Source organism: Delftia sp. JD2, from assembly GCF_001682645.1.
In the GTDB taxonomy this organism is placed as follows: domain Bacteria; phylum Pseudomonadota; class Gammaproteobacteria; order Burkholderiales; family Burkholderiaceae_C; genus Comamonas; species Comamonas acidovorans.
In genome coordinates this window covers 81,286-106,253 of the sequence record NZ_LFJT01000006.1, presented here as the reverse complement: position 1 = coordinate 106,253, position 24,968 = coordinate 81,286, and the positions used below count along the sequence as shown (strand labels likewise).

The following is a 24,968-nucleotide window of genomic DNA, read 5'->3' as shown; positions in this document are numbered from 1 at the left end:
CTTCATGGAGCCTGCCGATAACGGCGGATCAGCGTGCCGAGAACTGCAGCGCCAGGCCCGACTGCTCGGTGGCGTAGCGGCTCAGGTTGGCGAAGAACTCGCCCGCGCCCTTGGTGTCGAGCCAGGCGCCCTGCGCCGCGTCGTAGCGGTAGTGAAAGCCGCCGGCCTTGGCCGCCAGCCAGATTTCGTGCAGCGGTTTTTGCTGGTTGATCACGATCTGGCTGCGGTTGGCAAAGACCAGGGTCACCATGCCACCCACGCGCTGGGCATCGAGGTCGGCATCGGTTTCATCGTTGATGCGATCGCAGTCCTGCTCAACGGCCAGCAGCAGTCGTTCGGCAAGGTCCAGAAATTCTTGGTCGGTCATTACAATTCGCTTATGTTGAAAGCCTCGCAAATTCTAGTCAGGTGCATTGCCCTTGGCGCCTGTGCGGCGTCCCTGGCCGCCTGCGGCCAGAAAGGCCCGCTGTTTCTACCCAGCTCGCCTGCGGCCAGCCACCGCGCCACACTGCCGCAGACCCTGGGCATTTCCAGCCCGGCCGAGCGTGCAACGCCCGCGCCTGCACCCACCACCTTGCCCGCTGGCCCGTCAAGTGCCGCCGTCGAGGAAAGCTCGACACCCACCGGCACTACGGACTCCCGCAAGCAGCAGGCCGACTGAGTCGGCAGCCGCGCCGCGGCTTGATGCACATCAACACCGCTGCCAGGCATGGCGCTTAGAGTGACTTTCTCTTGTCCCTCGACAACCCGCCATGCCCGTAGAGCTCTACCGAGACAAAAACCACGCCTGCCTGATGTTCACCGACCTCATCGAGGAAGATGGACAGGCCATACAGGCCAATCAGTTCCTCATCGTCGATGACGACACGGGCGCCATCATCGACCCGGGCGGCAATCTCGCATTCAACGAGCTGTTCATGGGCATGTCGCGGCATTTCGCGCCGCACAAGCTGTCCTATCTGATCGCTTCCCACGCCGATCCAGACATCATTGCCTCGCTGGACCGCTGGATGACCAGCACCAAGGCACAGCTGGTGATCTCGCGCATCTGGGAGCGCTTCGCGCCCCACTTCACCAAGGTCGGCAAGACCGAAAACCGCGTGATCGGCGTGCCGGACGCTGGTGGCCGGCTGCCGCTGGGCCGCCATGAACTGCACCTGCTGCCCGCCCACTTCCTGCATGCCGAAGGCAACTTCCACTTCTACGACCCGGTCAGCCGCATCCTCTTCACGGGCGACCTCGGCGTGTCCCTGATGAACGGCATCGAGGCGCAGGTGCCCGTGACCGACCTCGTGCCGCACATCGCCCGCATGGAAGGTTTTCACCGCCGATACATGGTCTCCAACAAGATCCTGCGGCTGTGGGTGCAGATGGCGCGCCAGCTGCCCATCGACATGATCGTGCCCCAGCACGGCGCGCCCATCATGGGCGCCAAGGCGATTGCCGACCTGTTCAACTGGCTCGAAGGCCTGCAGTGCGGCATCGACCTGTTCGACCAGCGCAACTACCAGTTGCCCATGGCGGACATCGACCCCGTGACCCGCCAGCTGCGCCCTGCCCTGCGCGCCGTGGCCGGCTAGCGCCTGGCGCGCCGGCGGCGCAGTGCATGGACCACGCGCCAGGCCAGCAGCAGCGCAAGAATGGCGGCGTACACGCCGACCTCCGCAAAGTTGTTCTTGCCTGCGCGCATCCAGAAGAAATGCAACAGGGCCAGCGGCGCGACCGCATAGATACAGCGGTGCAGCCACTGCCAGCGCCTGCCGCCCATGGCGCGCATGACACGGTGCGGTGAAGTCACCGCCAGAGCGGTCAGCAAGAGCAGCGCCGCAAAGCCCACCAGGATGAACGGGCGCTTCGGAATGTCGAGCACGATCTCGCCCCAGTCCAGCCCCATGTCGAACCATGCATAGCACAGCAGGTGCAGCAGCGCGTAGAAGAACACATACAGACCCAGCATGCGCCTGAAGCGCGCCAGTGCCGTCAGTCCCAGCGCCTGGCGCAGCGGTGTCACGGCCAGCACCACGCACAGAAAGCGCAAGGTCCAGTCGCCGGTGGAGCGCAGCAAGGCCTCGGCCGGATTGGCGCCAAGCGTGTTCAGAATGGCTCCAGCCAGCAGCCACGCAAACGGCAGCAGGCACACAAGAAACACCAGCGGCTTGGCCGTCCGGTGCAGCAAAAGACGCTGCACCGCCGTCATTGCATGGGCCACATCAATAGAACTTCTTGAGGTCCATGCCCGCATAGAGCTGGCCCACCTGGGCTTCGTAGCCGTTGAACAGCTGCGTCTTGCGCTTCTTGGCGAACAGGCCGTCTTCGCCAATGCGCCGCTCCGTGGCCTGGCTCCAGCGCGGGTGCGGCACGTCGGGGTTCACATTGGAATAAAAGCCGTACTCGTTGCGTGCCGCCTTGTTCCAGGCCGTGCCCGGCTCCTTGTCGGTCAGGCGGATGGCGACGATGCTCTTGGCGCTCTTGAAGCCGTACTTCCACGGCACGACCAGCCGCACGGGCGCACCATTCTGGTTGGGCAGCACCTCGCCATACATGCCAAAGGCCAGCAGCGTCAGCGGGTGCATGGCTTCATCAAGGCGCAGCCCCTCGGTGTAAGGCCAGTCCAGCACGCCGCTGCGCAGGCCCGGCATCTGCGCCTTGTCGGCCAGGGTCACGAATTCCACATACTTGGCACTGCCCAGCGGCTGCACCTTGCGCAGCAGCTCGGCCAGGGAATAGCCCACCCAGGGAATCACCATGGACCAGCCCTCCACGCAGCGCAGCCGGTAGACGCGCTCTTCCTGTGGCGCGAGCTTGAGCAGCGCATCCAGGTCCAGCGTCTGCGGCTGTTGGACCAGGCCCTCGATCTTCACCGTCCAGGGGCGGGTCTTGAGCGTGTGGGCGTTCTTGGCGGGATCGTCCTTGTCCAGCCCGAATTCGTAGAAGTTGTTGTACTGGGATACATCGGCATAGGCCGTGACACGGTCCATGGTGTTTGCGCCCACTACCTGGGAAGGCACGGAGGCCAGTGCCGCCAGCTTGCCGGGGCGCTGCACGCCCGCCGCCCAGCCGGGCAAGGCCGCGCCCGCCGAGCCTGCGGCCAGGTACTGCAGCCAGGCACGGCGCTTGAGGTAGCCTGCCCGGGGCGTGATCTCGCTGCCTTGCGGGTGTTGGAAGCCGTTGTCGTGGGAGCGGATCAGCATGGGAATCTCCTGGTGTGCCGGCGGGCACGGGGCGCTATTGCTGGCGATATGGCGATTGGGAGCCTCGCAGGCGCGCGCAAGTTCCCTGCGGCACCGATGCGATGGTGCACGAAAAAGCGGCATGCGCCTGAACGCATGCCGCTGTCCTTATCTTGCCACTGTCACAGCCACTGCCGTGGCTCAAAGCTCGCCGTAGCTGTGCAGCCCCGACAGGAACATGTTCACCCCCAGGAAGGCGAAGGTGGTGATGGCCAGTCCACCCAGTGCCCACCAGGCGGACACCGTGCCGCGCAGGCCCTTGACCAGGCGCATGTGCAGCCAGGCCGCGTAGTTGAGCCAGACGATCAGCGCCCAGGTTTCCTTGGGGTCCCAGCTCCAGTAGCCGCCCCAGGCCTCGGCCGCCCACAGCGCGCCCAGCACGGTGGCGATGGTGAAGAAGGCAAAGCCCACGGCGATGGATTTGTACATCACATCATCCAGCAGCTCGAAGCTGGGCAGGCGCTCGGCGATGCGCTTGCGCGCCAGCAGGATGCCGGCCACGATCAGCGCCGAGATGCCGAAGTAGACCATCCAGTAGCTGCCGCCGTTCTGGGTCGCACCCTGGCGGAAGACGATGGGCTCGAAGCACAGCACCACACCCAGCATCCACAGCGGCGCGAGCTTGTACCAACGGGTCTCCGTGGCCTGCTGCTTGATCAGGTAGGCAAAGGAGACCATGGCTGCCAGCGCAAAGGTGCCATAGCCGATGAAGTTGGCCGGCACGTGCAGCTTCATCCACCAGCTCTTGAGCGCCGGCACCAGCGGCTGGATCTCGTGCGCCTCGCGCACCAGCGTGTACCACAGCAAAAAGCCCACGGCCGCGCTGACCACCAGCATCACGAAGCCGCCCAGGGCGCGCGTGTCGTAGTGCTGTTCGTAATAGAGATAGAAAAGCGCCGTCATCCAGCAGAACATGACGAACACTTCATAGAGATTGCTGACCGGGATGTGGCCTACATCGGGGCCGATCAGGTAGCTCTCGTACCAGCGCACCATGGTGCCCACCAGCGCCAGCGTCACGGCCAGCCACGCCAGGCGCGAGCCCAGCAGCGACAGCGCCGTGCCCTCGCCCCGCGCAAACATGCCGATCCAGTAGAAGACGGTGCTCATGAAGAACACCATGCTCATCCAGAGGATGGCCGACTGGCTGGACAGGAAGTACTTGAGGCCGAACACCGTGTCCGATCGCGCCAGTTGCGCCCCTTCAGGCCCCTGGTAGAGCCCGATGGCCAGCAGCGACAGCCCGGCCACCACCAGCATCATCCCGCGCAGCGGGCGCCAGAACCAGCCCAGCCAGATGGCCGAGGGAATGGTGCCGACCAGGATGCACTTTTCGTAGACATCCATGTACTCGCCATAGCGCTGCAGCGCATACAGCAGTCCCGCCGCCACCAGGGCCGCGAACACCCAGTCGAACCAGTTGCGGCGGGCGAAGAAGCCCTCGTTGAGCGTCAAAGTCGTCGTGGTAGTGGCGGTGTTCATGCGGAACCTCCGGGAGATTTCTTGTGGATGGGCTCGGCGCCTATCAGCTTGCCGGCCAGCATGGCGAATTCTCTATCACCATCGAGTGTCTTGCGATTGGTGGACAAGGCCATTTCGGCATGGCTTTCCCCATCGCGGGGCGTGAGCCAGATCCAGAGGCGGCGGTCGCGCACGTACAGCATGCAGAACACGCCGATGATGAGGAACAGGCAGCCCAGATACACCACGTTCTTGCCCGGGGCGCGCGCCACCTGGAAGACGCTGGCCTGCACCTGCTTGAAGTCCTGCAGCATGAAGACCATGGGCATGGGGTAGAACTGCGCATCGCTGAGCGAGAACACGGCCTGGGTCATGAAGGACTGCGTCTGCTCGCTGGGCTCCAGCGGCGCCTGGCCTGCCTGCGTGCGCACGATCTGGGCCAGCTCGAACAGCACGCCGTTGAGAATGCGCACCAGCACCTCGCCCGCACGTTCGCGCTCGGCCGCAGGCACATTGCTTTCCATGAAGTCCGAGATGGCCTGCAGCCCGCCCAGCGGCTTGCCGTCCGGCCCCTTCTTGTCGGTCTGGCCCGCGAATAGTTCCAGCGCCTTGGTGGCCGACTGCGCCAGCGCGCCACTGAGTTCGGCACGCGAGGCGTCGATGGCCTTGGCCACATAGGCCTTGGCCGCCTGCTCGCGCAGCCGGGGGTCCTGCAGCGCGCTGCGCAGGCGCAGGAAGGTGTCCATCTCGCTTTCGGGATCGGCGGGAATGCGCAGGTAGCGCATGGCATCGGCCTGGTTGTCGCGCACGCCCAGCAGGAACACGCGCTGGCCGTCGCCCGTGTCCACGGGCAGCATGTAGTTCTGGAACTCGCGCGCCTGGCCCGAGGCATCGCGCAGCTTGTAGCGAATGCTGGGGCCGATGTTGCGCAGCTCCTTCTTGGTCACGGTCTTGTGGGCCGCGCCCAGGCGCTCGTCGATGGCCTGCTTCAGGTCCACCTTGCGCACATCGGTGCCGCTGCCATTGGCCCCGCCGCCACCGCCGAAGTTCTCCACGTTGATGGTGCGCAGTTCGGCAAACTCCAGCGTCACTGTCTCGTCCTTGCCGTCCGGGAGCTTGCGCACGAACTGGTCCGATCCGCCGATCACGCCCTCGACATCAAACGGCTTGGCTCCCGCCTCCAGCGGCACGGCGCGCAGCTTCACCGACGAGCCGCCGTCGTCAAAGCTGGACTGGTAGATCTCGATGCCACGGTAGCTGGCCGGGTGGTTGACCTCGATGCGCTTTTCCAGTTTTTCGCCCGTGGCCTTGTCGTGGATGACGACCTCGCTGGCGAACAGCTTGGGCATGCCCGTGGAGTAGTACTCCACGATGAATTTCTTGAGCTCCACCGCAAAGGGCAGCTCCTGCAGCAGCACGCCGTCGGACTGCGACAGGATGGCCGTGCCTGCCGTGCCGCCCTCGGTCACCAGCAGGTTGCCTCGGAAGGTGGGGTTGCGCTCGCTCAGCCGGTGCTGCTCGGACACCTCGGAGATCAGGCCACCGCCGGTATAAGGTGTTTTGCCTCCCAGCCACATCTGCGCGCGCACGATGAGGTCGCCATCGAACAGCCCGCCCAGGCAAATCAGCACGATGGCGCTGTGGGCCGCGATATAGCCCAGCTTGTGGGCCGCACCCGCCTTGGCCGCCAGCATCCAGCCCGTGCCGGGACCGGCCGCCGTGTCGCGCTGCTGCAGCCGCACCTTCCAGCCGCCCGAAACCAGCTGCTGGCCCAGGCGCCTGGCAGCCTCTTCGGAGCTGCCGGGCACCACGTTCTGCGCACGGTGGCCGAAGGCCTTGAGGCTTTGTTCGCGAACGTTTTCCTTGTAGCTGCGCAGATCGGCCAGGTACTTGGGCGCATGGCGGGCCACGCACAGCGAGGTGCTGATCACCAGAAAGGCCAGGATCAGCAGGAACCACCAGGCGCTGTAGACCGCATTGAGCTTGAGCGCGAGGAACAGTTGGGCCCAGAAAGGCCCGAACTGGTTGACGTAGTTGCCCACCGGCTCATGCTGCTTGAGCACGGTGCCGATCACCGAGGCAATGCAGATGACCGTCAGCAGCGAGATCGCGAAGCGCATCGATGCCAGCAGCTCCAGGGTCGCGCGCGCGGCCTGCGGGCGGGAGGGAGCAAGAGCGGCACCGGAAGAGTTGTCTGACATGAAGAACGAAAAGCCAAAACCCGAATGAAAAAAGCGGGACCATCTGCATTCATGCGATGGACCCGCCTGGCTTGGGGTGTCTATAAAGCAATAGGTTCCCGGTGATTACCCTGGGAACCGCGTCGGCCCCGGGATCGCATCAACGCAGGCCAGCGATGTAGTCTGCCACGGCCTTGATTTCGCGATCGTTAAGCTTGGCAGCAACCTGCGTCATCTGAATGCTATTGCCGCGCTTGCCGTCACGGAAGGCCGTGAGCTGGGTCGTGGTGTAGTCGGCATGCTGGCCCGCCAGGCGCGGGTACTGGGCTGGAATGCCGGCGCCGTTGGGGCTGTGGCAGCCCGCGCAGGCAGCAATGTTGCGCTCCTGGATGCCGCCGCGGTAGATGCGCTCGCCCATGGCCACCAGGTCCTTGTCCTTGGCAAAGCCGTCCTTGGGCTTTTGCGTGTGCAGCCAGGCGGCGATGTTCTTCATGTCAGGCTCGCTGAGCATGCTGGCAAAGCCCTTCATCACCGGGTCCTTGCGCTTGTCGTCCTTGAACTCCAGCAACTGCTTGACCAGGTACTCGGGATGCTGGCCGGCCAGCTTGGGCTGCAGCGGGATGGTGGAATTGCCGTCGGCCGCATGGCATGCCGCGCAGACGGCGGTGTAGCTGGCCTCGCCCTTCGCCAGGTCGGCCTTGGCCGCCTTCGGCTGTGCCGAGGCAGCAGGTGCCTCGCCAGCGGAGAAAGCGGGAAAGGCGGGGGCTGCAGCAAGAATGGCAGCCGTCAGCAAAGAGGCAAGCAACTTCATATCGAGGGCGTGGTTCTGTTGTTGAAAGCGCAAAATTCGGCGGATTCTACAATGGGGTCCCCTGTGATTGATATCGTCAGGAACCCTGGTTTCGCCCCTGCGCACAGAGGAAAACATATTCCTTGATCGTGGTCACAAACTGGCCACGGATTCGGTGCTGAACATATGTTTTTCGCAGCCCAGCATATCGATCTGTGCCAGCGCGGCAATAAGGGCTCTACCCATGTGGCGCGCAATACCACACCCGTGCACGCCAGATTCCGCTTCCCCGTCGCTTCAACCCGCGCCGAAGCGGCTGTCCGCCTGGCGGCGGAACTCCGAGGGCGTCATGCCCTTGATCTCCAGGAAGCGCCTGTTGAAGTTGGCCACGTTGTTGAAGCCCACCTGGTAGCAGATGTCGGCGATGAAGCTGTCGGTCTGCATGAGCAGGTGGCATGCGCTGTTGATGCGTACCCGGCTGACGAAGTCGGTGAAGCTGTTGCCCGTGGCCCGGCGGAAGAAGCGGCTGAAGCGGCTCTCGCTCATGCCCAGCTCGGCCGCCACGTCGGCCAGGCTCAGCGGCTCGCTCACGCGCGCCATGATGCGGTTGACCACCTCGTTGATCTGATCCACCTGAGCCTCGCCCTGGGCGCCCTGCATCTGCACGGCTGACAGCAGCCGGTAATCGGTGCACTCGGCCAGATCGGACAGCAGCGCGCAAAAGGCCGTGAAGCGGCGCATTCCGCGCGCACTCCTGACCGCATCCCAGTGCGCGCGCGCCGTCTGCGCCAAGCCGAAGAACTCGATGCCATGGCGCGCACGGTCCAGCAGTTGAAGCACCTCGCGCATCTCCGGGATCTGCTCGGCCGCACGGGCGATGGGGTCGTGGTTGAAAAGGATCACGTAATCGCGTGCAGGCGAGCCCCCATCGGGCGCATCGAACGAGATCCAGTTGTGCGGCAGGCGCGGGCCGCACAGCACGAGGTGGCCGGGCTCGAAGGGTCCTATCCAGTCTCCCACGAAGGCGCGGCCCGAGGTGTCGGTGATGAGGTGCAGCTCGTACTCCTCATGGAAATGCCAGCGCACCAGGGGGCTTGGGAAACCATGTGCCAGGCAGCGCACCAGGCCGCTGCCCTCCATATCCTCATAGCCCAGCGCGGGCGTTCGCACGAAATCGCGCTCCAGTTCAGGGTGACGCTGGCGGGGTGTGCGGCGGCGTGGGCTGGTCATGGCGGCGTGAAGGTTTCTGGAGAGGCCATGGGCAAACAGTATCACCAGCGGCGGCTATCCACCGCAATGGGCTGCCAGCGCGGCATCGAGTTCCGCGCGCCGGGGCGGCTGGGCACCGGCGCGCGTGCAGTTGAGCGCTGCGGCCGTTGCGGCAAAGCGCAGCACCTGGCGCCACGCGCTCTCGGGCAGTTCCTGCAACTGGCCCGGCTGCTCGACTCCCTGCTCCAGCAGCGCAACCGACAGCGCCGCGCCAAAGGTGTCGCCCGCGCCGATGGTATCCACCAGTTGCACGGCCGGCGGCTGCACCGACAAAGGCGCCTGTCCTGCACGCAGCAAGGTCGCGCCGGCCGCTCCGCGCGTGAGCACCACGGCCCGGGGACCCAGCGCCAGCCAGCGCGCAGCGGCCTCCAACGCCGGAACGCCGGGCGCGATAAAGGCCAGGTCCTCATCGCTGAGCTTGACGAGGTCTGCCTGGGCCAGCCAGCCCAGGCAGTCGCGCCGGAAGGCCTGGGCATCGCGGATCAGCGTGGGCCGCACGTTCGGGTCGAAGACGATGATGCGCCGCCCGCGCTCAGCCGCCACCAGGTCCAGGATGCGCGGCCCGACAGGGGTGTGCAGCAATGCGATGGAGCCGAACTGCAGATAGCGGCATTCAGGCGGCAACTCGGGCAGCTCGGCAGGTGCCCACAGCGTGTCCGCCGTTGCCTGCGTCTAGAAGGCATAGCGGTTGGTGCCTTGCGCATGCTCGACAAAGGCCAGCGTGCTGGGCGCATCGCAGCGCTGCACCAGGCGCATGTCCACGCCGTTGCCCTGCAGGTGCGCGAAAAGGCGCTCGCCGAAGAGATCGCGCGACAGTTGCGAGACAAAGCCCGTGGCCTGCCCAAGCCGCGCGGCGGCCACGGCGCAGTTGGCGGGCGCGCCTCCTTCATGGCCCTGGAAGGCCAGGCCACCCGTGGCGGTGAAATCGATCAGGGCTTCGCCCGCGATGGCTATGCGCATGCGTTCTACCTCGCTGCCTGTTGGACAAAAGCATGGACACGGTCTGTGGCACGGCGGACCGCCTCCACCAGATGCGGATGGCCCGCGGCCTCACCCCACAAGGGCACTTCGGCACACAGCGCGGCCACGGGGTCGGCGGCGGCGCAGATGGCGTGTGCCACTGCGGGGTCCATGGCCTGATCCTGGTAGGCATAGGGCAGTGTGTCATGGTGCCAGCGCTGCAGAAAAACCAGGAACAGCGCCGGCAGCATGGCCACGGCATCCATTGACGCGCCCTGCGCGATGCGCTCGCGCACCGTGGGCGCGATGAAGCCCGGGATCTTGGCAAAACCGTCGGCCGCCACGCGCTGGTTAGTGTCGCGTATCGCAGGGTTGCCGAAGCGTTCCAGCACGGTGTCGCGGTAGGCCGGCAGGTCCAGGGCCGATGCCTTGCCGGGTGTTGCAAGGCAGGGAATCACGTCCTGCGTCACATAGTCCCATGCCAGCTGGCGTATCGTCGGCACGGCACTGCCTTCGTGGATGAAGCGCAGGCCCGCCAGCGTGCCGGCCCAGGCAATGCAGCTGTGGCTGGCGTTGAGGATGCGGATCTTGGCCTCCTCGTAGGGGGCCACGGAAGACACCATCTCCACGCCCACGCGCTCCCAGGATGGGCGGCCTGCGACGAAGCGGTCCTCTATCACCCACTGTGAAAAGCTTTCGGCCGTCACGGCGGCCGCATCGTCCCAGCCCGTCGCGGCCTGCACGCGCTCGCGCAGCTCCGGCGGCGGGCGCGGGGTGATGCGGTCGACCATGGCATTCGGGCAGCTGATGTTGTGCCCTGCCCACTCGGCCAGTTCCTGCAGTTGCGCCAGTTGCATGAAGGCCAGCAGACCGGCCAGCAGGCGATCGCCGTTGTGGCGCAGGTTGTCGCAGCTCAGCAGTGTGACCGGGCCGGCATGAGCACAGCGGCGCAACTGCAGGATGGCGCACAGCACGCCATAGATCGTCTCTCCGACCTGCCCCTGGCGTATGCGGCCGATGTCGGCCGCAAGCTCCGGGCTGCCGGTGTCCAGCACGCCGCTGCCATCGAGGTAGTAGCCAGCCTCGGTCACGGTGAGGGAGATGACACGTGTGCAGGGGCTGGCTCCGCGCGCAATCACGGCGGCCAGCCCGGGCGCATGGGGGATCACTTCGCGCAGGGCCTCGATGCGTTGGTAGCGCACCGATCCGCCAGGCGCAATCGTCTCCAGTGTGTAAGCCCCTCCCTGGCGCGCCAGCGCCTCCAGCGTCTGCGCCATGTCGGAGCGCAGGTTGGCCCCCACCAGCTCCCATTGCGTGTCCCCTGCATCGATCAGCCGCTGTTGATAAGCGGCCTGGTGCGCACGGTGAAAGGAACCCAGACCCAGGTGCAGCACCGTGGGTCTGGAAAGATGCGGAACAATCGCGTTCATGGTGACCAGAGGGAGATGAGGAAGAAAGGATGACTGCTCCGGGCAGCCTCTCGGAGCGAAGCGCTCAGGCGCCTGCCAGCGTGCGTCCCTGGCGGTCGAACAGGTGCAGAGCGCAGCCGGTGTCCAGCGCGACGGACACCGCGTCGCCCACGGCCAGTGGCGTGCGCTCGGCCTGGCGCGCAATGAGCTGCGCCCCGCCCACGCTGACATGGATCAGCGTGTCGGCGCCCAAGGCCTCGATCAGGTCCACGCGGCCCATGACCTGTCTCTGTGCAACGGCATCGGTTGCGACCTGCGCTCTGGCCACGCGCAAGGCCTCGGGGCGTATGCCCAGCGTGCCGTCGGCGGGCAGGCGGCCCTGCGTGGCCCCGGAGAACACGGGCAGTGCCCCGGCGGCGATCAGGTTCATCGACGGCATGCCGATGAACTGCGCAACGAACTGGTTGGCCGGATGGTCGTAGAGCGCCAGGGGCGCGCCCACCTGTTCGATGCAGCCATCGCGCAACACCACAACGCGGTCGGCCAGGGTCATGGCCTCGACCTGGTCATGGGTGACATAGATGGTGGTGGCGCCCAGCGCCTTGTGCAGCTTGTGGATTTCCACCCGCGTGTTGCCGCGCAGCGCCGCATCGAGGTTGGACAGCGGCTCGTCGAACAGGAACACCTTGGGCGCACGCACGATGGCCCGGCCTATGGCCACGCGCTGGCGCTGCCCCCCGGACAGATCGCGCGGCTTGCGTTCCAGATAGGGCGTGAGGTCGAGCGTCTCGGCCGCCTGCCCGACCTTTCGGCGTATCTCCTCTTTGGGCACGCCGGCCAGGCGCAGCGCGAAGGACATGTTGTCGTACACGCTCATGTGCGGATACAGCGCATAGCTCTGGAACACCATTGCCAGATCGCGCTCGCCCGAGGGCGCATGCGTGATGTCGCGCCCGTCGAGCAGCAGTTGCCCCGAAGTGATGCTCTCCAGCCCGGCGATCAGGCGCAGCAGCGTGGACTTGCCGCAGCCCGAAGGCCCGACGAAAACGATGAATTCGCCGCGCTCGATGGCGAGGTCCACGCCGCGGATGATCTGCGCCTCTCCGAAGCGCTTGCGTATGTCCTGAAGTTGCAGATAGGCCATGGTTTTCCTTGTGCAGCACAAAGCCGCGAAATGGATGCCGGACGGCTACTTGACGGCACCAAAGGTCATGCCCTGCACCAGTTGCTTCTGGCTGAACCAGCCAAACACCACGATGGGAGCGATGGCGATCAGCGAAGCGGCCGAGAGCTTGGCCCAGAACAGCCCTTCGGGGCTGGCATACGAGGCGATCAGCGTGGCCAGCGTTCCGGCCCGGGCGCTGCTCAGGTTCAGCGACCAGAAGGCCTCGTTCCAGCTCAACACCAGGCACAGCAGCCCGGTGGAGGCAATGCCGCCCACAGCCAGCGGCAGCACCACATGGCGGAACTCGGCCCACAGGCCTGCGCCATCCATGCGCGCCGCTTCCAGGATCTCGTTGGGGATGTCCTTGAGCGCGCTGTAGAGCATCCAGACCATGATGGGCAGGTTGGACAGCGTGAAGACGATGACCAGCACGGTGAGCGAATCCAGCAAGCCCGCCCCTTGCGCCAGCACATAGATGGGCAGCAGGGCCCCCACGGCCGGCATCATCTTGGTCGAGAGCATCCACATGAGCACGTCGCGCGTGTGGCGGCTGCGAAAGAACGCCATGGAGTAGGCAGCAGGCACGGCGATGGCCAGGCCGATCAGGGTCGAGGCCAGGCTGGTGATCAGCGAATTGCGCGCATACAGCAGGTAGTCGCTGCGCTGCTGCACTTCGCCGAAGTTGGCCAGCGTGGGCTCGAACACGAACAGCGGCGGCACGGCAATGGCCTGCAGTTCCGTCTTGAAGGCCGTCAGGAACAGCCAGGCCAGCGGAAAGAACAGCAGCAGTGTCACGGCCCATGCCGCAGCGGCGCGCACCAGGGTGGAGGAACTTGTTTTCATCATGCCCTCAGTCCAGGCTCTTGCCGACGATGCGGATCAGGAAGAGGGAGACGATGTTGGCCAGCACCACGGCAAACAGTGCACCGGCCGAGGCCACGCCCACGTCGAAGTTCATCAGCGACTGCTTGTAGATCAGGTAGGTCAGGTTGGTGCTCTCGTTGCCGGGCCCGCCCGCCGTGGTGATGGCAATCTCTGCGAACACGCTGAGCAGGAAGATCATCTCGATCATCACCACCACCGCCATGGGCCGCGCCAGATGGGGCAGCGTGAGGTAGTAAAAGCGCTGCAGGGCGTTGGCGCCATCCATGCGCGCCGCCTCCATCTGCTCGCGGTCCAGCGACTGCAGCGAGGTGATGAAGATCAGGCAGGCGAAGGGCAGCCATTGCCAGGACACCATGACGATGACGGACAGCAGCGGCATCTCGGTGAGCCAGTCCACGGGCTGCAGTCCGACGGCCCTCCACAGGCTGGCCAGCACGCCATAGATCGGGTTCATCATCATGTGCTTCCACAGCAGCGCATTGACCGTGGGCATCACGAAGAACGGCGAGATCAGCAGCACCCGCACGATGCCGCGCCCCGGAAACGGCTCGTTGATCAGCAAAGCGATCAGCATGCCCAGCACCAGGGTGATCAGAACCACGCTGGCCAGGAAGTTCAGCGTGTTCCACACGGCGGGCAGGAAGTCCGGATCGGTGATGAAGAAGGCGTAGTTGTCCCAGCCGGCGAAGCGGTGCTCGCCCGGCTGCATGAGGTTGTAGTTGACGAGCGAGAAATAAATCGTCATCAACAAGGGCACGAGCATCCAGCACAGCAGCACGGCCACGGCGGGCGCCATCAGGGCGCGGGGCAGCAGGCGCCTGGCGGACGCTGCCCTGTCGGGAGTCCTATCGGCCCTCATTTGTAGTAGCCGCTTTTCCTCATCTCGCGTTCGGCCAGCGTCTGCGAGGTACTGAGTGCCTGCTCCACCGTGACCTTGCCCGACAGTGCGGCGCTCATCTGCTGTCCCACGGCAATGCCAATGGCCTGGAACTCTGGAATCGCGACGTACTGCACGCCGGCATAGGGCGACTTGGGCTCGGTCGCATCGGTCAGGCTCACGCTGTCGATGGCCCGCTTCTCGGCTGCGGCAAAGCCCGCCACCTTCTGGAACTCGGCATTGGCATAGGTGGACTGGCGCGTTCCTGTGGGCACGGCACGCCAGCCGTGCTCCTGCGCGACCAACTGCACATACTCCCTGGAAGTGGCCCACTTCACGAAGACCTGGGCCGCATCGGCCTTCTTCGAGCTGGAGGGAATGGCCAGGTTCCAGGTCCACAGCCAGGTCGATCCCTTGGGCGTGCTGGCGATGGGTGCAGCCGCATAGGCCACCTTGTCGGCCACCTTGGATTGCTTGGGGTCGCTCACGAAGGAGGCGGCGATGCTCGCATCCACCCAGGCGCCGCACTTGCCCTCGTTGAACAGCGCCAGGTTCTCATTGAAGCTGTTGGCAGAGGCGCCCGGGGGGCCATAGGCCTTCATCAGGTCCACATAGAAACCCACGGCCTTCTTCCAGGCGGGTGTGTCGATCTGCGGCTTCCACTGCATGTCGAACCATTGGCCGCCGAAGGTATTGGCCATGGTGGTGATCAGGGCCATGTTGTCCCCCCAGCCCGGCTTGCCGCGCAGGCAGATGCCGTAGACCCCGGCCTTGGGATCGTGGACCTTGGAGGCGAACTCCCGGACCTGCTCCCAGGTGGGCTTGTCGGGCATCTGAAAACCCGCCTTGTCGGCCAGGTCCTTGCGGTACATGAGCATGGAGCCTTCGCCATAGAAGGGCGAGGCATAGAGCTTGCCTTCGTAGGACAGGCCTTCGCGGATGGTCGGCAGCAGATCGGCCGCGTCATAGGCGGCATCGGTGGCAATGGGCTGCAGCCAGCCCTTCTTCGACCAGATCGGCACCTCGTAGATGCCCACGGTCATCACATCGAACTGGCCGCCCTTGGTGGCGATGTCGGTGGTCACGCGCTGGCGCAGCACGCCTTCTTCCAGCGTCACCCATTTGAGCGTGATGTCGGGGTGGGCCTTCTCGAACCGGGGGGTGAGCTTTTGCATCTCGATCATGTGGCCGTTGTTCACGGTGGCGATCACGAGTTCGGTGCCGGCGAGTGCGCCCGCTGCGGCAGTGGCCATGGCCCATGTGAGGCTGGCCTTGAGCAAGCTGTGCATTTTTTGTCTCCTTGTTCCCTGGTCTTCGAATGCTGGATCACCGCGCCTCCCATCCCGGCTGCGGATGAGGCATTGTGGCGACGGCCTCGTGCCCGGACTGGTACGACAGATGCGCCTTTCGATACTTTTATGCGCAGCTAATCCGGTGATATCCCTTAGCCGATGCATCAAACCATTTGCCGCTGCTGCGGTGCGTCCCGACCTCCTAGAATTCCGTTCATCCGCATCTCCGAGGCAGACCATGGCCGTGCAGCGCATCCCTGTTCCACCGAGTGCACTCGGCGAGTCCCCCTTCTGGCACCCGCAGGAACACCGGCTCTACTGGTGCGATATCCAGGACCGGCACATCCATTCCTGGGAGCCCGCCACAGGCCTGCACCGCAGCTGGGCCACGCCCAGCGAACCGGGCTGCTGCGCTCCCACGGACCGGGGCCGCATCGTGGTGGGGCTGCGCGATGGCTTCGGCCTGCTGGACACCGCCACGGGACACACCGAAATGATCGCCCGCCTGGACCATGATCCGCAGCAGCTGCGGCTCAACGACGGGCGCTGCGACCGCGCCGGGCGGCTGTGGGCGGGGTCACTGTTCTCGCCCAAGACGGCGCCCGATGCCGCGCTGTGGTGCCTTCGCGCGGACGGCGCCGGAGGCTACGCCGTTCAGCGCATGGCAGGCGACTGCACCACGGCCAACGGACTGGCCTTCAGCCCCGATGACGCCTGGATGTACTGGGCAGACACGCCAGCCCACCGCATAGACCGCTTTGCCTTCGACCTGGAATCCGGCACGCTGGGCACGCGCTCGCTGTGGAAGGCCTTCGCACCCAAGACCGAGGGCAGGCTCTATGGCGGCCGCCCCGACGGCGCCAGCGTCGACGTCCGGGGCAACTACTGGGTGGCCATGTACGAAGGCGGCTGCGTGCTGCAACTGAGCCCCGAGGGCGATGTGCTGCAGCGCCTGGACACGCCCGTGCGCTGCCCCACCATGGTCTGCTTTGGGGGGGAGGACCTGCGCACGCTGTACATCACCTCGGCCGGACACGGCCGGCCCGATCCGGAGCGATCGGCGCAGGTGCCTGCCGGCGCACTGATGGAGTGCCGTGTCGATGTGCCGGGCCTGCCGGTGAACAGCTTCCGCGAAGCCTGAGCCTGCACAACCCCGGCAACGTGTTGCCAGGGGCATCAGGCCCGCATGCGCTGCAGCAGTCCTGCGGTCGATGCATCGAGCTCCGCCACATCGCCGCTGGCCAGGCGCTGCTGCAGGTCGCGCGCCAGCAGCTTGCCCAGCTCCACCCCCCACTGGTCGAAGCTGTTGAGGCCCCACAGCGCGCCCGCCACGAACACGCGGTGCTCCTGCAAGGCGATCAGCGCACCCAGCGCCGCCGGCGTGAGCGCATCCAGCAGTACGAAGGTACTGGGCCGGTTGCCCGGGAAGTGGCGATGGCCATCATCGCAGGAACGCCCCTGCATCAAGGCCTGGGCCTGGGCCAGGGCGTTGGCCAGCAGTTGCTCATGGTGGCCCTGCAGGCCGTGCGACGGCCGCTGCACGGCGATGATCTCCAGCGGCACGATGTCCGTCCCCTGGTGCAGCATCTGGAAGAAGGCATGCTGCCCATCTGTACCCGGCTCGCCCCAGAGCACGGGGGCTGAGCCCAGCGCCAGCGGCCGGCCCTGGCGGTCCACGCGCTTGCCATTGCTCTCCATCTCCAGTTGCTGCAGATAGGCCGGCAGGCGCCTCAGGCCTGCGTGGTAGGGCGCAATGCAGCGGCTGGCAAAGCCCAGCAGATTGCGGTTCCAGACATCGAGCAGGCCCAGGCGCACGGGCAGGTTGGCCTGCAGCGGTGCCGTGCGGAAGTGGTGGTCCATGGCATGCGCGCCGGCCAGCAGGTCGCGGAATGCCGCAGCTCCCACGGCGAGGGCCACGGGCAGCCCGATCGCCGACCACAGCGAATAGCGCCCGCCCACCCAGTCCCAGAAACCGAAAGTGGTGGTGATGCCCATCTGCGCAGCCGCCGAGGCATTGGTGGTCAGCGCCACGAAATGCCGCGCCACATCTTCACCGCCCTGCGCATGGAACCATTGCAGTGCGCTGCGCGCATTGGTCAGCGTCTCCTGCGTGTTGAAGACCTTGGAGGCCACGATGAACAGCGTGCTGCGCGGCTGCAGCCCATCGAGCACCGATTGCAGCTCATGCCCATCCACGTTGGAGACGAAGTGCATGCGCCGCCGTGCGTCGCACATCCCCTGCAACGCCTGCACGGCCATCTGCGGCCCCAGGCCCGATCCGCCGATGCCCATGCACACCACATCGGTGATGCCGGTATCGGCCCTCACGCGCTCGGCATAGGCCAGCATGGCATCCAGCGTTTCGTGCACCTGGGCCAGGGCCCATGCCAGGCCCGGCGGCGACTCGCCGCGCGGGCAGCGCAGCAGCGCGTGCAGCACGGCGCGGCCCTCGCTGCCGTTGACGTGCTCGCCGGCGAACATGGCATCGCGCTGCTGCTCCACTGCGCACTCGCGCGCCAGACGCAACAGCAGCGCCTCGGCCGGTGCATCCCAGAGGTTCTTGGACAGGTCTGCAAAACAGTGTGGCGCCTCCTGGCTGAAGTGCGCGAACCGGCCGGGATCATCGGCAAAGGCGTGGCGCAGATCGAAGCCCTTGCGCAGGGCCAAGGCATGGTGGTGCAGCGCAGGCCAGACAGTGGCATGGTCGCAGCGCGGGGGCTGGGGAATGACGGACAGCATGGGATGAAAGTAATCTGATTACCAAATCGACAACACATCTCTGGAACAAAACCTCAATACCTTCCTATAATTTATCCGATTCTTCAAAATTTTGGTAACCAAGTTACCAAAAAATAGACACATCAACTTGTGGAGACAGCATGGGTTTCGATCTGGTTTTGTTCGGTGGCACGGGTGATCTCGCATGGCGCAAGCTGATGCCCGCGCTGTTCCAGGCGTTCCGCCACGGCACCCTCCCCGAGGGGGGACGCATCCTGTGCGTGGGTCGCGATGATCTGAGTGACGACCAGTACCGCGCGCTCATCCAGGGCCGCTTCGAAAAGGTGGAACTGTCCAAGCGCCCCAGTCCAGAGGAGTTCTCGCGTTTCGCAGCCCTGCTGCACTACCTGCGCATGGACCTGTCGCAACCCGCCGACTACGAGCGCCTGGCCACGGCGCTGAACACGCGCGGCGCCGAGACGGTGGTGATGTACCTGGCCACTGCGCCCAGCCTGTTCACCACGGTCTGCGAGCAGATCGCCGCCGTGGGCCTGAATGGCCCGCAGACGCGCGTGGTGCTGGAAAAGCCGCTGGGCCACGACCTGGCCTCCAACCAGGCCATCAACGCCACGCTGCGCAAGGTCCTGCGCGAAGAGCAGGTGTTTCGCATAGACCACTACCTGGGCAAGCCCTCGGTCCAGAACCTGCTGGCCCTGCGCTTCGGCAACGCCCTGTTCGAGCCACTGTGGCGGCGCGAGACCATTGCCAACATCCAGATCACCATTGCCGAGGAACTGGGCGTGGAAAGCCGGGGCGCCTTCTATGACCAGACCGGCGCGCTGCGCGACATGGTGCAAAACCATGCCCTGCAACTGCTGTGCGCCATCGGCATGGAGCCGCCGATCAACGCCTCGGCCCACGCCATCCGCGACGAAAAGCTCAAGGTGCTGCAGTCGCTCAAGCCCTGGACGCCGGAAACCCTGAGCCAGCACGTGGTGCGCGGCCAGTATCTGGCCGGCGCCAGCCAGGGCCAGCCCGTGCCCGCCTACCAGCAAGAGAAAGGCGTGACGGCCGGCAGCCAGACCGAGACCTTCGTCGCCCTGCGCACCGAGATCTGCAACTGGCGCTGGGCCGGCGTGCCCTTCTACATCCGCACCGGCAAGCGGCTGGCAGGAAGGGATGCGCGCATCGTCGTGAACTTCCGGCCCGTGCCCCATCCCATCTTCCGCTCGCCCCTGTCCGAAGCCAACCGGCTGGTCATCAACCTGCAACCCAAGGACGGCCTGGAACTGCACCTGCTGGCCCAGGGCGCCACCCAGCAGCAGGCCGAGCCTTCGCTGGCCCCCGTGCACCTGAACCTGGACTTCGACCAGCGCTTCGGCGCCAAGCGCGTGGGCGCCTACGAACGCCTGCTGCTGGACGTGATCGCCGGGCGGCTGAACCTGTTCGTGCGCAGCGACGAGCAGGAACAGGCCTGGCGCTGGGTGGAACCCATACTGCAGCACTGGCGCAACGATCTCTCGGGACCGCGCGGCTATGCGGCTGGCAGTTGGGGGCCCAGCGCGGCCAGCGCGATGATTGCGCGGGATGGGTTTTGCTGGAGCGAGGAGGTTTGAGGCTCCCCCTGAGGCGCTGCGCGCCTTCCCCCTCTCTCGCTGCGCGGGAGGGGGACGACAGCCTCGGGGCGGGGCGGCCCTTCCTCGCTGTCCCTGGCGCTGGGGCGCGCCGGTTTCAGGCGATGCGCTCGGCCTGCAGCGCGGCCTATAGCCCGCGGGGGGGCGCTGGATCATGGGGGAACCTACAATGAGGCCCCGAGAGACTGACCACACCATGAATCCTGCTGCGCCGGCTGCCGATGCCGCCCCCACTTCCTCCCTGATCGATCCCAAGCTCGCCATGGGATGGATGCACACGACGCGCTTTTTGACGACGGCTGCGCAACTGCACCATCTTCCCAAGGTCGATGTGCCCGAGATCGCGTTCGTGGGCCGCTCCAATGCCGGCAAGTCCACCTGCATCAACACGCTGACGCAGCAAAAGCAGCTGGCCTTCGCCTCGAAGAAGCCCGGCCGCACGCAGCACATCAACCTGTTCTCCCTGGGCAAACAGGGCGTGACCGACGCCGTGCTGGCCGATCTGCCCGGCTACGGCTACGCCGCCGTGTCGCGCACGGACAAGCAGCGCTGGCAGCGCGTGATGCTGAACTATCTGGTCAGCCGCGAGAGCCTGACGGGCATCGTGCTGCTGTGCGATCCGCGACTGGGCCTGACCGAACTCGACGAAGCCTTGCTCGATGCCCTGCGCCCGCGCGTGCAGGAGGGCCTGAAATTCCTCGTGCTGCTGACCAAGGCCGACAAGCTCACGCGCGCCGAGCAGGCCAAGGTGCTGTCCATCACGCGGCTCAATGCCGGCGGTGGCGAGGTGCGCATGTTCTCCGCGCTGAAGAAGCAGGGTGTGGACGAGGTGGCCCAGCTGCTGTGGCACTGGAGCCATCCCGAAGGGCTGGCCCAGGCGGCCGCTGCTGCACCGCAGGCGGACGTCGCAGCCGCGACGCCCGGCGAGAGCGACAGCCCCCAAGATTAGCGCCCGGAGGCGCTCATGTAGCCAGCGCCCCGCAAGGAGCGCAACATGGTGACCACCTGCATTCGTGAGCTGCCTCACGGCATCCATCTGCACTGCCGCGTCAACGGCGAACCCGGCCGGCCGCTGCTGCTGTTCCTGCACGGCTTTCCCGAGGGCAGCTTCATCTGGGAAGGCATGCTGGAGCAGTTCGGCACGCAATGGCGTTGCGTCGCCCCCGATCTGCGGGGCTTTGGCCATTCCAGCCAGCCGGCCGGCGTGGAGCAGTACAAGGCCAAGCACCTGCTGCAGGATCTGGCGGCGCTGATCGCCATCGAAAGCCCTGGCGCACCCGCAGCCTGCGTGATCGCCCACGACTGGGGCGGTGCCCTGGCATGGGGTCTGGCCAATCGCCATCCCGGGCTGATGCAGCGGCTGATGATCCTCAACGCCCCACATCCAGGCGCCTTTCTGCGCGAATTGCTGGACAACCCCGTGCAGCAGGCTGCAAGCCAGTACATGCATTTCCTGCGCCGCCCCGACGCACCCGCCCTGCTGGCCGACAACGACTGGCAGCGCATGCTGGGATTTTTCCGCACACCGCAGGGCGAGTTGCCCGGATGGCTCACGCCGCAGTTGCAGCAGCGCTACCGCGAGCACTGGGACCTGGGCGTGCAAGGCTCCTGCCACTACTACGGCGCCAGTCCCCTGGTGCCGCCCCGGCCCGAAGATCCGGACTCAGCCGACGCACTGCGCAACCTGAGGCTGCCGCCCGAGATGCTGGACATCGGCGTGCCCACGCATGTGCTCTGGGGCGACAGCGACCCGGCGCTGCAGCCTGCCCTGGTCGAAGGTCTGGAGCCGTGGGTACCACGCCTGACGGTGCAGCACCTGGCAGGCACTTCGCACTGGGTCGTGCACGAGCAGCCCGATGCGGTGCGGCAAGCGCTGGAGCAGTTCCTGTCCCGCCCCGTTCAGTAGACCGAGGGCTCGCCCTCGGGCCGGGTCTTGAAGCGCCTGTGCACCCAGTAGTACTGGTCGGGCATGGTGCGAATCGCCGCTTCCAGCTCGCGGTTCATGCGGGCCGTATCGGCCTTGGCATCGTCGGTGGGAAAGTCCGTCCAGGCCGGCGTGATCTCGGCCACGTAGCCCGTGGGTGTCATGCGCGTATACATGCCCAGCACCTTGGCCCGGCCCAGGCGTGCAAAGCGCGACAGCGAGGGAATGGTGGCCGCGTTCACGCCGAAGAAAGGCACGAAGACCGAGTCGTTGCGGCCGAAGTCCATGTCGGGCAAAAGGTACAGCAGCCCGCCCTTGCGCAGGCTGGAGATGATGGGCTTGACCCCGTCGGCGCGGTTGAGCATGCGCACGTCGCCAAAGCGCTGGCGCCCTGACATGAACCACTCATCGACCGCAGGGTCCGGGTGGGTGGAGAAGATCGAGGTGAAAGGCCGCGTGGTGTGCAGCGGCAGCGCCAGGCCACCCGCGTCCATGCTGTAGAAATGCGGCGCGAACAGGATGGTGGGCGTATCGCCGTCGAGCTCATGCACGGCGCCCTGCAGATTTACGCGCTCGGCCACCACCTCGCGCGGCGCGGCCCACAGCCAGCTGCGGTCCAGCCATGTCTGGCAAAAGACGATGAAGTTGCTGCGCGCCAGGTCCACGCGCTGCGCCTCGGTCAGCTCGGGAAAGCACAGCGCAAGATTGCGCAGCGCCACCTTGCGGCGCGGCGCGGCCAGCACGAACAGCACACGCCCCAGAAACGCACCCAGACCCCGCAGCCACGGCAGCGGCATCCAAGCCAGCGACCGCATCAGCCACACGCCGATGCGCCCGCTCATGCATGCACCTCGTTGGCAGGTGCTTCACGGCGCGGCTGCTTGTAGCGCGCATAGCCCCACAGGTACTGCTGCGGGCATTGGCGGATGGTGTGTTCCATCGCCTCGTTGATCTGCTGCACCGCAGCTTCCAGATTCTCGGACAAGGGCACGGGCAACTCCTCAAGATACAGCGCATAGCCCCGCCCCCAGGACAAGCGCTCACAACGGGCCACGATCACCGCGGCCCCCGTCTGCAACGCCAGGCGCGCCGCCAGCGTCATCGTATAGGCATCACGGCCGAAGAACGGCGACCAGACGCCCTGCCCCTCGGGCGGAACCTGGTCTGGCAGCAGCCCCACAGCCGCGCCCTTGCGCAGCGCCTTGATCATCTGGCGCACGCCAGCCAGCGTGGTAGGCACAGCCTGCACGCCGGGGCGGTTGCGCGCCGTCTCCATGACGCGGGCCAGCCAGGGCTGGCGCGCGGGGCGGTAGAGAATGGTGATCTCGCCATGCTCGGCCGACCATTGCCGCGCCGCATGCTGCACCGACAGCTCGAAGCAGCCCAGGTGCGGCGTCAGAAAGATGATGCCGCGCCCGGCAGCGTAGGCCCGGCGCACGCATTCCTCGTTGTGCATCTCGCAGCTCGGCTGCCTGCCCATCCACATGCGCGGCAGCTCCGCCACCATGCGCCCCGCGTGTCCCACGGCCGGCGCCACGGCGCCCAGGCCGTAGCCGGCCTGCCTGGCGTTGGCCAGAAAGCGGCGCCGGTACGTGGCCGAAGCGGCGAACGCCACCCAGCCCATGAGCGCGCCAAGGGGGTGCAATAGCCACAAAGGCAGTGCAGCAAACAGTCGGAACAGGGATGGCATTAAAATGATGGGTGTCGCTGAGTTAACTGAGCAACTTGCAGAGCGACGTTAAACAATTTCTGCTAAAGCGTTCGCCAGAGCTCCTGCAGCTTGGGCAGCGCCCAGCAAAAAAGCTGCAACCAAGGAGTTTATTCATATGGCGAACGACTTTCTTTTCACCTCGGAATCCGTCTCTGAAGGCCATCCGGACAAGGTGGCTGACCAGATCTCTGACGCGATCCTGGACGCCATTTTCGCCCAAGACCCGTACAGCCGCGTGGCGGCCGAGACGCTGACCAACACGGGCCTGGTGGTTTTGGCAGGTGAGATCACCACCGGCGCAAACGTCGACTACATCCAGGTCGCACGCGACACCATCAAGCGCATCGGCTACGACAACACCGACTACGGCATCGATTACAAGGGCTGCGCCGTGCTCGTGGCCTACGACAAGCAAAGCCAGGACATCGCCCAGGGCGTGGACAAGGCCAGCGACGACGAGCTCAACACCGGCGCCGGCGACCAGGGCCTGATGTTCGGCTACGCCTGCGACGAGACGCCCGAGCTGATGCCCGCGCCCATCTACTACGCGCACCGCCTCGTCGAGCGTCAGGCCCAGCTGCGCAAGGACGGCCGCCTGCCCTTCCTGCGCCCCGACGCCAAGAGCCAGGTGACCATGCGCTATGTGGACGGAAAGCCCCACAGCATCGACACCGTGGTGCTGTCCACCCAGCACAGTCCCGACCAGTCGGAAACCGCCACCAAGATGAAGGCCAGCTTCACCGAAGCCATCATCGAGGAAATCATCAAGCCCGTGCTGCCCTCCGAGTGGCTGCAGGACACCAAGTACCTGATCAACCCCACGGGACGCTTCGTTGTCGGCGGCCCCCAGGGCGATTGCGGCCTGACCGGCCGCAAGATCATCGTTGACACCTACGGCGGTGCCTGCCCCCATGGCGGCGGCGCCTTCAGCGGCAAGGACCCGACCAAGGTGGACCGCAGCGCCGCCTACGCCGCGCGCTACGTGGCCAAGAACATCGTGGCCGCCGGCCTGGCACGCCAGTGCCAGATCCAGGTGGCCTACGCCATCGGCGTGGCTCGCCCGATGAACATCACGGTCTACACCGAAGGCACGGGCGTCATCCCCGACGCCGAGATCGCCAAGCTGGTGGCCGCGCATTTCGACCTGCGTCCCAAGGGCATCATCCAGATGCTGGACCTGCTGCGCCCCATCTACAGCAAGACCGCCGCCTACGGCCACTTCGGCCGTGAAGAGCCCGAGTTCACCTGGGAGCGGACGGACAAGGCAGCCGTGTTGCGCGCTGCGGCCGGCCTGTAAGCAAAATGCCAGGGGCACTTGCCCCACCTGATGGCCTCTCAGCCCCATGCCGCGCCTGCCGCGACATGGGGCTTTTTTCATCGCGGGCCTTCTCACAACACTCACATCACTTGACGCAGCAGGTGCAGTAACCGGGTTTCACGGCTGTTAAACTGCCTGCGCTTTT

At 65.9% G+C, this 24,968-nt stretch carries 22 protein-coding genes and 1 pseudogene; 7 read left to right on the top strand and 16 right to left on the bottom strand.

Going from position 1 to position 24,968, the window contains the following annotated elements:
- Nucleotides 1-28: 28 nt before the first annotated feature.
- Nucleotides 29-367, bottom strand: a complete 339-nt coding sequence (gene cyaY / locus ACM14_RS05225; RefSeq protein WP_012207381.1) for an iron donor protein CyaY — start codon at nt 365-367, stop codon at nt 29-31.
- 12 nt (nt 368-379) lie between these two features.
- Between cyaY and ACM14_RS30495 the strand changes: the two genes are divergently transcribed.
- Nucleotides 380-661 carry a lipoprotein gene (locus tag ACM14_RS30495; RefSeq protein ID WP_080518227.1) on the top strand — a complete coding sequence of 94 codons (282 nt, stop codon included), beginning with the start codon at nt 380-382 and terminating at the stop codon, nt 659-661.
- 91 nt (nt 662-752) lie between these two features.
- On the top strand, nt 753-1,580 hold the full coding sequence (locus ACM14_RS05220) for an MBL fold metallo-hydrolase (protein ID WP_012207382.1): 828 nt from the start codon (nt 753-755) through the stop codon (nt 1,578-1,580).
- Here ACM14_RS05220 and ACM14_RS05215 read toward each other — a convergent pair.
- From ACM14_RS05215 to ACM14_RS05160, 12 genes and pseudogenes are all read right to left on the bottom strand, one after another.
- Complete coding sequence (locus ACM14_RS05215) at nt 1,577-2,197, bottom strand: sulfite oxidase heme-binding subunit YedZ (RefSeq protein WP_065345548.1); 621 nt, start codon at nt 2,195-2,197, stop codon at nt 1,577-1,579. The genes ACM14_RS05220 and ACM14_RS05215 overlap by 4 nt on opposite strands.
- Nucleotides 2,198-2,210: 13 nt before the next feature.
- Nucleotides 2,211-3,191, bottom strand: coding sequence for a protein-methionine-sulfoxide reductase catalytic subunit MsrP (gene msrP, locus ACM14_RS05210; RefSeq protein ID WP_043822218.1), 981 nt, complete (start codon nt 3,189-3,191; stop codon nt 2,211-2,213).
- A 180-nt stretch (nt 3,192-3,371) separates the two neighbouring features.
- The gene (gene ccsB / locus ACM14_RS05205) at nt 3,372-4,712 is read right to left on the bottom strand and encodes a c-type cytochrome biogenesis protein CcsB (RefSeq protein WP_065345547.1); all 1,341 of its coding nucleotides are present in this window, start codon (nt 4,710-4,712) and stop codon (nt 3,372-3,374) included.
- On the bottom strand, nt 4,709-6,892 hold the full coding sequence (locus ACM14_RS05200; RefSeq protein ID WP_065345546.1) for a cytochrome c biogenesis protein ResB: 2,184 nt from the start codon (nt 6,890-6,892) through the stop codon (nt 4,709-4,711). Before ACM14_RS05200 ends, ccsB begins: the two co-directional genes overlap by 4 nt.
- Nucleotides 6,893-7,031: 139 nt before the next feature.
- Nucleotides 7,032-7,682, bottom strand: coding sequence for a cytochrome c (locus tag ACM14_RS05195; protein WP_065345545.1), 651 nt, complete (start codon nt 7,680-7,682; stop codon nt 7,032-7,034).
- Between the two features lie 276 nt (nt 7,683-7,958).
- Complete coding sequence (locus ACM14_RS05190) at nt 7,959-8,891, bottom strand: AraC family transcriptional regulator (protein ID WP_016450966.1); 933 nt, start codon at nt 8,889-8,891, stop codon at nt 7,959-7,961.
- 54 nt (nt 8,892-8,945) lie between these two features.
- Nucleotides 8,946-9,890: pseudogene (locus tag ACM14_RS05185) on the bottom strand (carbohydrate kinase).
- Between the two features lie 5 nt (nt 9,891-9,895).
- A complete protein-coding gene (dalD, locus tag ACM14_RS05180) occupies nt 9,896-11,320 on the bottom strand; it encodes a D-arabinitol 4-dehydrogenase (RefSeq protein ID WP_065345544.1) in 1,425 nt (474 codons plus the stop codon).
- Nucleotides 11,321-11,384: 64 nt separating this feature from the next.
- A complete protein-coding gene (locus tag ACM14_RS05175; protein ID WP_065345543.1) occupies nt 11,385-12,443 on the bottom strand; it encodes an ABC transporter ATP-binding protein in 1,059 nt (352 codons plus the stop codon).
- 45 nt (nt 12,444-12,488) lie between these two features.
- Nucleotides 12,489-13,307, bottom strand: coding sequence for a carbohydrate ABC transporter permease (locus ACM14_RS05170; protein ID WP_065345584.1), 819 nt, complete (start codon nt 13,305-13,307; stop codon nt 12,489-12,491).
- A 7-nt stretch (nt 13,308-13,314) separates the two neighbouring features.
- Nucleotides 13,315-14,208, bottom strand: a complete 894-nt coding sequence (locus ACM14_RS05165) for a carbohydrate ABC transporter permease (RefSeq protein WP_065345542.1) — start codon at nt 14,206-14,208, stop codon at nt 13,315-13,317.
- Entirely contained in the window at nt 14,205-15,515 is a 1,311-nt protein-coding gene (locus tag ACM14_RS05160) for a sugar ABC transporter substrate-binding protein (RefSeq protein ID WP_065345541.1), read from the bottom strand. The genes ACM14_RS05165 and ACM14_RS05160 overlap by 4 nt, the downstream gene beginning before the upstream one ends.
- A gap of 241 nt (nt 15,516-15,756) precedes the next feature.
- On the opposite strand from ACM14_RS05160, the gene ACM14_RS05155 reads away from it, so the two are divergent.
- The gene (locus ACM14_RS05155; RefSeq protein ID WP_065345540.1) at nt 15,757-16,659 is read left to right on the top strand and encodes an SMP-30/gluconolactonase/LRE family protein; all 903 of its coding nucleotides are present in this window, start codon (nt 15,757-15,759) and stop codon (nt 16,657-16,659) included.
- 35 nt (nt 16,660-16,694) lie between these two features.
- Here ACM14_RS05155 and pgi read toward each other — a convergent pair whose 3' ends face one another.
- On the bottom strand, nt 16,695-18,257 hold the full coding sequence (pgi, locus tag ACM14_RS05150) for a glucose-6-phosphate isomerase (RefSeq protein ID WP_065345539.1): 1,563 nt from the start codon (nt 18,255-18,257) through the stop codon (nt 16,695-16,697).
- Between the two features lie 140 nt (nt 18,258-18,397).
- On the opposite strand from pgi, the gene zwf reads away from it, so the two are divergent.
- The 3 genes from zwf to ACM14_RS05135 all read left to right on the top strand — a co-directional run bounded on the left by zwf (nt 18,398) and on the right by ACM14_RS05135 (nt 21,776).
- On the top strand, nt 18,398-19,852 hold the full coding sequence (gene zwf, locus ACM14_RS05145) for a glucose-6-phosphate dehydrogenase (protein ID WP_065345538.1): 1,455 nt from the start codon (nt 18,398-18,400) through the stop codon (nt 19,850-19,852).
- A gap of 214 nt (nt 19,853-20,066) precedes the next feature.
- Nucleotides 20,067-20,819, top strand: coding sequence for a ribosome biogenesis GTP-binding protein YihA/YsxC (yihA, locus tag ACM14_RS05140; protein ID WP_065345537.1), 753 nt, complete (start codon nt 20,067-20,069; stop codon nt 20,817-20,819).
- 45 nt (nt 20,820-20,864) lie between these two features.
- Nucleotides 20,865-21,776, top strand: a complete 912-nt coding sequence (locus ACM14_RS05135) for an alpha/beta fold hydrolase (protein ID WP_065345536.1) — start codon at nt 20,865-20,867, stop codon at nt 21,774-21,776.
- Here the strand turns inward: ACM14_RS05135 and ACM14_RS05130 are convergent.
- Nucleotides 21,770-22,636, bottom strand: a complete 867-nt coding sequence (locus tag ACM14_RS05130; protein WP_065345535.1) for a lysophospholipid acyltransferase family protein — start codon at nt 22,634-22,636, stop codon at nt 21,770-21,772. The two genes, ACM14_RS05135 and ACM14_RS05130, sit on opposite strands and share 7 nt — an antisense overlap.
- Nucleotides 22,633-23,484, bottom strand: a complete 852-nt coding sequence (locus tag ACM14_RS05125; protein ID WP_080649839.1) for a lysophospholipid acyltransferase family protein — start codon at nt 23,482-23,484, stop codon at nt 22,633-22,635. Before ACM14_RS05125 ends, ACM14_RS05130 begins: the two co-directional genes overlap by 4 nt.
- 136 nt (nt 23,485-23,620) lie before the next feature.
- Here ACM14_RS05125 and metK point away from each other — a divergent pair, with 136 nt between their 5' ends.
- Entirely contained in the window at nt 23,621-24,802 is a 1,182-nt protein-coding gene (gene metK / locus ACM14_RS05120) for a methionine adenosyltransferase (RefSeq protein ID WP_012207402.1), read from the top strand.
- Nucleotides 24,803-24,968 lie beyond the last annotated feature (166 nt).